9 protein-coding genes are annotated in these 8,578 nt (G+C 30.7%); 3 read left to right on the forward strand and 6 right to left on the reverse strand.

Annotated features, from left to right (window positions below):
* Positions 1 to 181 precede the first annotated feature (181 nt).
* The 3 genes from AB1Z17_RS01410 to AB1Z17_RS01420 all read right to left on the reverse strand — a co-directional run bounded on the left by AB1Z17_RS01410 (position 182) and on the right by AB1Z17_RS01420 (position 3,537).
* Positions 182 to 727 (reverse strand): acyl-CoA thioesterase, encoded by a 546-nt coding sequence (locus AB1Z17_RS01410; RefSeq protein ID WP_368050002.1) that lies wholly within the window; start codon positions 725 to 727, stop codon positions 182 to 184.
* A gap of 195 nt (positions 728 to 922) precedes the next feature.
* Positions 923 to 3,058 carry a molybdopterin cofactor-binding domain-containing protein gene (locus tag AB1Z17_RS01415; protein ID WP_368050003.1) on the reverse strand — a complete coding sequence of 712 codons (2,136 nt, stop codon included), beginning with the start codon at positions 3,056 to 3,058 and terminating at the stop codon, positions 923 to 925.
* A gap of 2 nt (positions 3,059 to 3,060) precedes the next feature.
* On the reverse strand, positions 3,061 to 3,537 hold the full coding sequence (locus tag AB1Z17_RS01420; protein ID WP_368050004.1) for a (2Fe-2S)-binding protein: 477 nt from the start codon (positions 3,535 to 3,537) through the stop codon (positions 3,061 to 3,063).
* 240 nt (positions 3,538 to 3,777) lie between these two features.
* Between AB1Z17_RS01420 and AB1Z17_RS01425 the strand changes: the two genes are divergently transcribed.
* On the forward strand, positions 3,778 to 4,698 hold the full coding sequence (locus AB1Z17_RS01425; protein ID WP_368050006.1) for an SPFH domain-containing protein: 921 nt from the start codon (positions 3,778 to 3,780) through the stop codon (positions 4,696 to 4,698).
* The gene (locus AB1Z17_RS01430; protein WP_368050007.1) at positions 4,698 to 5,015 is read left to right on the forward strand and encodes a heavy metal-binding domain-containing protein; all 318 of its coding nucleotides are present in this window, start codon (positions 4,698 to 4,700) and stop codon (positions 5,013 to 5,015) included. The genes AB1Z17_RS01425 and AB1Z17_RS01430 overlap by 1 nt, the downstream gene beginning before the upstream one ends.
* 60 nt (positions 5,016 to 5,075) lie before the next feature.
* On the opposite strand, the gene AB1Z17_RS01435 is transcribed toward AB1Z17_RS01430, so the two are convergent.
* From AB1Z17_RS01435 to rnr, 3 genes are all read right to left on the reverse strand, one after another.
* Complete coding sequence (locus AB1Z17_RS01435) at positions 5,076 to 5,273, reverse strand: twin-arginine translocase TatA/TatE family subunit (RefSeq protein ID WP_368050008.1); 198 nt, start codon at positions 5,271 to 5,273, stop codon at positions 5,076 to 5,078.
* A gap of 65 nt (positions 5,274 to 5,338) precedes the next feature.
* A complete protein-coding gene (locus AB1Z17_RS01440; protein ID WP_368050009.1) occupies positions 5,339 to 6,013 on the reverse strand; it encodes a head GIN domain-containing protein in 675 nt (224 codons plus the stop codon).
* 64 nt (positions 6,014 to 6,077) lie between these two features.
* Positions 6,078 to 8,321: a ribonuclease R gene (gene rnr / locus AB1Z17_RS01445; RefSeq protein WP_368050010.1), complete on the reverse strand. Its 2,244-nt coding sequence runs from the start codon at positions 8,319 to 8,321 to the stop codon at positions 6,078 to 6,080.
* A 111-nt stretch (positions 8,322 to 8,432) separates the two neighbouring features.
* Between rnr and AB1Z17_RS01450 the strand changes: the two genes are divergently transcribed.
* On the forward strand, positions 8,433 to 8,578 hold a 146-nt coding region (locus AB1Z17_RS01450), incomplete at its 3' end, for a diacylglycerol kinase family protein (protein ID WP_368050011.1).

The following is an 8,578-nucleotide window of genomic DNA, read 5'->3' on the forward strand; positions in this document are numbered from 1 at the left end:
AATCTATAAATAGAATTAACAAAGCTATTGATACGTTGTAGAAATAAAAGAGACTGTCTAAAAGTAAAATTTTCGTCAACCTGAACTTGATTCAGGTTCGCATAGCGATTGATTATCAGTATGATGATATTCTGAAATAAATTCAGAATGACGGGTTTCAATACTTTTCAGACAGCCTCTTTTATAGCTCCAATTTCACATTATAATCCTTTAAAACATCTTTATAATTTTCAGGTTGAAAATTAGCTGCACTAAATTCAATTTTACGCTCATTTCGCATTTTAATGTGTTTTATTGAACGTAAATAACGACGTAATTCTTTTTCATTAGTAATTTTTAATCCTGGAACACGGATTCCTTTTCCGTTTTCATCTTTTGCAACCATCGAAAAATATGAGGAATTACAATGCTTTTTAATTCCTGTTCTAATATTTTGAGATTCCACTCTAATACCAACAACCATTGAAGATTTTCCAACGTAATTCACTCTAGCTTGAAGGGTTACTAATTCTCCAACTTCTATAGGATTTAAAAAATCTACTCGGTTCACAGATGCAGTAACACAATATTGACTAGAAAATTTAGATGCCGAAGCAAATGCAGCTTTATCCATTAACGATAGAATAAATCCACCATGAATTTTACCACTAAAATTGGAATGTGATGGTAACATTAATTCGGTTAAAATAACTTCTGATTCTTCAGAATTTTTATACATTTTATTCATAAAAGCAAATATAACAAGCTTCTAATTAAAATCAATAGAATCTATTTTAGAAATTGTTAAGAATCTTCTTCAACCTTTTAAATATTGAGTAATATAATATGATTCCTCCTTTGACGGAATGACAAGAAAGGTTAATTTGTCATTTCGAACGATAGTGAGAAATCACATTTTACAACTATTTTAATCAAAAGAATTTTACTCCTTATTCAATGCTTTTAAAACTCTTTCCGGTGTTATTGGCATTCTAGTTACTCTGGCTCCACAAGCATCAAATACTGCGTTTGCAATAGCTCCACCAACACAAATAATAGCAGGTTCTCCACCACCTTGAGGTTTAGAATCCATTTTATCCATAAAAACACATTCTATTTCTGGAGTATTTGAAAATTTTGTAATGGTATAATTGCTGAAATTTCTAGATTTTACCAGACCTCCGTTAAACTCAATATCTTCATACAAAGCATATCCTAATCCCATTGTAATTCCTCCTTCAGTTTGTAAAGTTGCACCATGTGGATTCACAACTTGACCCATATCTTGTGAACAAACCACTTTAATTGGGGTTACAATTCCTGTTTCTTTATCAACATGTACTTCTGCCATCATAACAACACTTGTTCCTGCATCTTCTCCAAGTGCAATTCCAAAACCGTGACCTTCTTTTTTTGTTCTATTCCAGCCAAACTTTTCTGCACCTAATTTTAGCGCAGCAATCATGTTTTCACTTTTCAGGTTTTTTAGTCTGAATTCTAACGGATCTATTCCTGCTTCAAAAGCTGTGACATCAATATGAGATTCACGCGCAAATGTTGTTGAATTATTTCCAGGAGCACGCCAAGCTCCAGTTCCGAATGGATGAATATCACGTTCATTAAACATTCTGGTTCTGTTATTTTCAACATCGTAAAATAATTTTGTTCCACGTGTTCCTGCACAATAAATATCGAATTCCCATAAATTTAATTTTCCATTTTCATCTACACCCGATGTTACATTCATAACAGCAGCTGGTCTAAATTTATCGTACATAAATTCCTCTCTTCTACTCCAAACTAATTGTACTGGTTTTTTACAACTTTTGGCAATTAAAGCAGCTTCAATAGCTTGTTGGTTGTAAATTTTTCCACCAAAACCACCACCTAAAAATATTTGTTTCACGTGTACATTCTCTTTCGGAATTTCTAAGGCTCTTGCCAATTGATCTTGTGTTCCAAAAGGAGTTTGACTGGAAGTCCAAATAGTTAATTTATTATCTTCAAAATAACAAGTCGCCGAATGAGTTTCCATTGGTGCATGGGCTTTATAACCATCTTTATATTGTGCTTTTAAAATGGATTTTGAATGTTGTTTTCCAACTTCTAAAGAACCTTCTTCTTGAAAAATATCACTGTCTTTAATATTTTCTTCTAAATAGTTAAAAATAGTTTCGTTGTTCATTTTTTGTTCCGGAGCATCCCAAGAAACTTTTACTTTTTTTGATGCTTTTAACGATATTTCCGGATCTGAATGCACCACCGCAACCAAATCACCTTCATTAACCAATTGAACTCCAGAAAAGCCTTCTAATTGAGATGCATCAACTGTAAGTTTTTTTGAACCAACAATTTTTGGCCGAACTACTGTTGCATATACAATTCCTGGTAATTTAATATCACCTGAATACATGGCGGTTCCGGTAACTTTAGCAATAGCATCAGTACTGATAATAGGCTTTCCAATTAGTTTAAATTCACTTGCTCTTTTAATGTCTGGTTTCTTTTCAAGAGTTTTAACAATCTTTTTACCTTTAGTTAATTCGGCATAAGTTGCTTTATTTGAAGGATTTTCCGCTTCATAAATAACACCATTATCAAGTTTTAAATTAGCTTCTGAAACTCCTAATTTAGTTGCTGCTAAATCAATTAATATTTCACGTGCCTCTGCCGCAGCTGCTCTTAAAACAGGATCGGCAAAACGAGTGGTTAAAGAACCCCAAGTACCAGCATCATAAGGACATAATTCGGTATCGCCCATTACCATATCAATCAAATTGATAGGAACACTAAGTTCATCTGCAACAACTTGCGCTAAGGAAGTTACAATTCCTTGTCCCATTTCAATTTTTCCCGTATAACAATTTATACTTCCATCTTCTTTAACGCGGATATAAGCATTAAAATTTAGTGCATCATTGGAACTATTTTGTCCCCAACCGTCTAATAATGACAATTTACCTAAACAAAAAACTACAATTATACCACCACCTAACTTTTTAAGAAAGTCTCTTCTGTCTAAAGAAATAGGTTCATTTACATCACTAAAATAGAGTGCATCAATTTTATCTGGTTTCATAATTATAGTGTTTTAGAGAGTTGTTTTGACGCTTTTTCAATGGCTTCTATAATTCTACCGTACGAACCACATCTGCATAAATTAGTATCCATTGCTGTAATTATTTCATTACGATTTGGGTTCGGATTTTTTAATAAAAGTCCATATGCATTCATTATCATTCCAGGTGTACAAAAACCACATTGAAGTGCATCGGTTTGTACAAAAGCTTCTTGAATTGGGTGTAAATCTGTACTTGTTCCAATACCTTCAATTGTAATTACTTCTTTTCCTTCAATATCTTCAATAAATGCCATACAAGATCGAGTTACATCGTTGTTTACTAGAACAGTACAAGCTCCGCAATCTCCCAATCCACAGCCATATTTAGTTCCTGTTTCATCTAAATAAGTACGAATGACTGTTAATAAAGATTCATCTCCTTGAACCTCCACAGTAACATTTTTTGAATTCAATTTAAAATTAATTGATTGTTTCATTTTAAATGTTTTAAAATATTTTATAACTAATCTTTAAAGTTAGTTATTTTAAAAATTTCATCCTATACCATCATCTAATTTTGAGTGATTATAAATAATTTAAAAATCACATTTTTAATTTCTTTACTATTGTGTGTAACATTTATATTTTTTTAACAACAAATAGATACAATAAGTTTTGAATTCAATTTTAAAACATTGTATCTTTAAATCTCTTATTAATCTTTAAAAAATTAGAAAATGATTGGAACGTATATTTTTATTTTTATTCTTGTTTTAATTGTTGTTACAGGCTTATTTACCGTTAAACAACAAACAAATGCAGTAATTGAACGCTTTGGAAAATTTCAAAGTATCCGAGGAGCTGGTTTACAACTTAAAATACCAATTGTTGATAAAGTTGCTGGGCGTGTTAGTTTGCGTGTGCAACAGTTAGATGTAATTGTTGAAACTAAAACAAAAGATGATGTTTTTGTGCATTTAAAAATTTCAGTACAATTTTTAATTAGAAGAGATCACGTGTACGATGCTTTTTACAAACTTCAAAATCCACATGAACAAATTACAGCCTTTATTTTTGATGTTGTGCGTGCTGAAGTTCCAAAAATGATATTAGATGATGTTTTTGAGAAAAAAGAAGAAATTGCCTTAGCTATTCAACGCGATTTAAAACAAGCAATGCTTGATTATGGATACGATATTATTAAAGCGTTAGTAACTGATATTGATCCTGATGAAAAGGTAAAAATAGCGATGAACCGTATTAATGCGGCTGATAGAGAAAAAATTGCTGCACAGCACGAAGGTGATGCGCAACGTATTTTAATTGTTGAAAGAGCAAAAGCTGAGGCTGAAAGTAAACGTTTACAAGGAAAGGGTATTGCCGACCAACGTAGAGAAATTGCCCGTGGTTTAGAAGAAAGTGTGGTGGTTTTAAACAGAGCAGGAATTAATAGCCAAGAAGCCTCTGCATTAATTATTATTACACAACATTACGATACTTTACAAAGTATTGGGTCTGACACAAGATCTAATTTAATTTTGTTACCAAACGACCCAACTGCAGCCAGTGGTATGTTAAATGATATGGTTACTAGTTTAGTAGCAGCAAATACATTAACTGAAGCTAAAAATGAAGTTCCTAAAAAACCTAAAAAATAATGATCTTATCAACTACAAATACTTTAGAAACACATCCTGTAAAAGATTATTTAGGCATTGTTTCTGGTGAAACCATTATTGGTGCTAATATTTTTAAAGACTTTTTTGCAGGTATTAGAGATATAGTTGGTGGAAGATCTGGATCTTATGAAAAAGTGTTGAGAGAAGCCAAAGAAACCGCTTTAAAAGAAATGGAAGAACAGGCTTTTAAATTGGGTGCAACTGCCGTAATTGGTATTGATTTAGATTACGAAACTGTTGGTAAAAATGGAGGTATGTTAATGGTAACAGCTTCTGGTACAGCGGTAAAAATTTAATATAAACCAAAAAAACCTGTACAAATTGTACAGGTTTTTTTGAATAAAATAATTTATATATTATTTTTTATCTTCTACTTTTTTATTTTCCTCATCGTCGTCCTCTTGAGTAGCTTTTTTAAATTCTTTAATTCCGCCACCTAGACCTTTCATTAACTCAGGTATCTTTTTACCACCAAATAATAACAACACTAAAACAACAATTATTGCTATTTGCCAAGGTCCAACTAATCCTAAAAATATATATAATGCATTCATAAATTTAAATTTTGAGTTACAAATATAGTAATTTATTCAAAACCTAACTTTAATAAAGTTCAGATTTAGTTTTTATCTTTAATTACACCACCAATAACTTTTTTAGTTTTTAGTACTTCTGGAGTTCCTTTATAATGAATATTACCACCAAAACGTACTTTAGCATCTAAAATTTCGCTTGTTTTAACTTCTACATTTGCACCAGAAGCTGAAGTAACTATGGTTTGTTTACTTTGTAATTCGAAAGCTTTATAAATACCTCCCGTTGTTGCTTCAATATTTTGATTTTCAGTTGTTCCTGTTAATTCTATAATACCTCCAGAAACTGCTTTTACAGTTAAATGTTTTGTATCAACTGCTAAATAAATTTTAGCTCCTTCTTGTACTTTAACTTCAATATGTTGCTGTTTTATTGTTGCATCAGAAAAAATTGTTCCTCCTTCATTAGCGTCTAAAACATCTAAATTTTTATCATAATACAATACAATTTTTACATCTTCAGCAGTAAAACTATCCGGAAAATGTAAACGAATTTTAAGTACTCCATCTACATTTTTTATAGAAACATCTTTAGATTGTGATCCTGTTATTTCGACTTTTGATGTTGCTCCTTTTTGTAATTCAACTGTTAAACCGTTATAGACTTTTAAGGTATGAAAATCGCCTAAATTTGTTGTAATTTTTTCTTGTGCAAAACCAACTGTGGTAATTAGCACTAGTAATACTATTAATTTTTTCATGATATATTATTGATTTTTTAATTATAACTTTTTATTAAATCAATAATTGTGCCTTTTAAGTTAATTATTTCTCAATCTTATCTAATAAAGTAAAATCTAAATGTTTTCGTTCTAAATCGGTATGTTTTACTTTAATTAAAACGTGGTCTCCTAGTTGGTATAAATTTTTAGTTGATTGCCCAACTAAAGCATATTGTTTTTCATCGTATAAATAATAATCGTCTTTTATTTCACGCACTCTCACCATTCCTTCACATTTATTTTCTATAATTTCAACATAAATTCCCCATTCGGTTACACCAGAAATTACTCCTTCAAACTCCTGATCTTTATGATCTTCCATATATTTAACCTGCATATATTTTATAGAATCACGTTCTGCTTTTGAAGCCATATATTCTTGTTCAGATGCATGCTTACATTTCTCTTCGTATGCCTCAGCTTTTGGAGATTTTCCACCTTCTAAATAATGTTGTAATAAACGGTGTGTCATTACATCTGGATAACGACGAATTGGTGATGTAAAATGACTGTAATAATCAAAAGCTAAACCATAATGACCAATATTATCCGTTGTATAAACCGCTTTGCTCATAGAGCGTACAGTTAAGGTTTCAATAAGGTTTGCCTCACCTTTACCGTGCACATCTTGTAATAATTGATTTAATGAAGAAGAAGTTGTTTTCTTGTTTTTTAAGTCAATTTTATTTTTATAACCAAACTTACTTACAATAGTTTGAAGCGACATTAATTTGTCTTCATCCGGTTCATCATGAATTCTATAAATAAACGTATTTTTACTTGGAACTCCTTTTTTGGTCCCAACAAATTCAGCCACTTTTCTGTTTGCTAACAACATAAATTCTTCAATTAGTTTGTTAGCATCTTTAGATTCTTTAAAAAACACACCAATTGGTTCTGCTTTTTCATTTAAATTAAATTTAACCTCTACCCTGTCAAATGTAATTGCACCTTGCTGTAAACGCTTTTTACGCATTATTTTTGCAAGTTTATTTAACTTTAAAATAGCTGTTACAATTTCTGGTGCTACTGTATAACTTTCACCTGTAATTGATATATCAGAAGAAACTTCGCAATTTAAGGCTGACTTCTCAACTGCGCTCGAAGTGACGGCATTATTTTCAATAATTTCCTGAGCTTCTTCATAGGCAAAACGTTTATCGGAATAGGTTATAGTTCTACCAAACCATTCGTTTAAAACATGACCTTTTTCATTCATTTCAAAAACTGCAGAAAAGGTTAATTTTTCTTCATTTGGACGTAAAGAACACACACCATTTGACAATACTTCTGGTAACATTGGCACTACTCTATCCACTAAATAAACCGAAGTTGCTCTGTGGTATGCCTCTTTTTCTAAAATGGTATTTTCCTGCACATAATGTGAAACATCTGCAATATGAATTCCTATTTCATAATTTCCATTTTCTAATACTTCAAAAGACAAGGCATCATCAAAATCTTTTGCATCTTTTGGATCTATGGTAAAAGTTAAATCTTTACGCATATCTCTTCGTTTTGCAATTTCTTCATCGGTAATTTCAAAAGAAAGTTTACCAGCTTCAGCTTCTACATTTTCTGGAAATTTATATGGTAAACCGTATTCTAATAAAATAGAATGAATTTCGGTTTCGTGATCTCCTGGCATTCCTAAAATTTCTAAAACTTCGCCAAATGGATTTTTAGAATTTCCGGGCCAATCGGTCATTTTTGCTAGTACTTTTACACCATCTTCAGCCCCTTTTAATTTATTTTTTGGAATGAATAAATCCGCATACATTTTTATATCATCAGCAACTAAAAAACCAAAATTTTTGTTTAATTGTAATACACCAACAAATTCGGTTTTTGCACGTTTTATAATTTCTACAACATCTCCTTCTTCTTTTTTGCTATTTCTTCGGTTATATAGATAAATTTTAACGGTGTCTTTATCTAAAGCTCTATTTAAATTTCGAGATGGAATATAAATATCATGTTCTAATTCATCGCAAATAAAATAAGCATTTCCGTTTGTAGTAGCGTCTAAAACGCCAATGTAATATTTATCTTTAGGCACAACTTTAAATTTTCCTCTTTCAACTTCATCAACTTTTTGCTGTCCTTTTAATTCTTCTAATTTTTGAATTATTTGATTGCGCCCATTAGCATCCGTAACATCTAATTTTGCAGCAATTTGTTTATAATTTAAAGAATTTCCTTCCTTATTTAAAAGTTGTAATATTTTTCTGGTTAAATCCTTGATTATGTTGCCTTTCTTTTTGTAATTCGATTTTTTCTTCGACATTTTTTTAATTTTATTGATATCAAAAGTACAAATAATTACACTTCATATAAGTTAATAATAAGTTATATAAATAACAATTTGTATTTTGGGGCGCTTTTAAGATTTTATTAAATGAATAAAAAATGGTTTGTTATTGTAAATCCTACTTCGGGTAACGGAGCTTCAAAAAAGAAATGGCCTTTAATTTTTAATGAATTAAAACACCAATTATTTAATTTTGAATTTGCTATAACTACCCACAAATACCACGCTGAAAC

It is taken from the genome of Lutibacter sp., assembly GCF_040883305.1.
GTDB lineage: Bacteria > Bacteroidota > Bacteroidia > Flavobacteriales > Flavobacteriaceae > Lutibacter.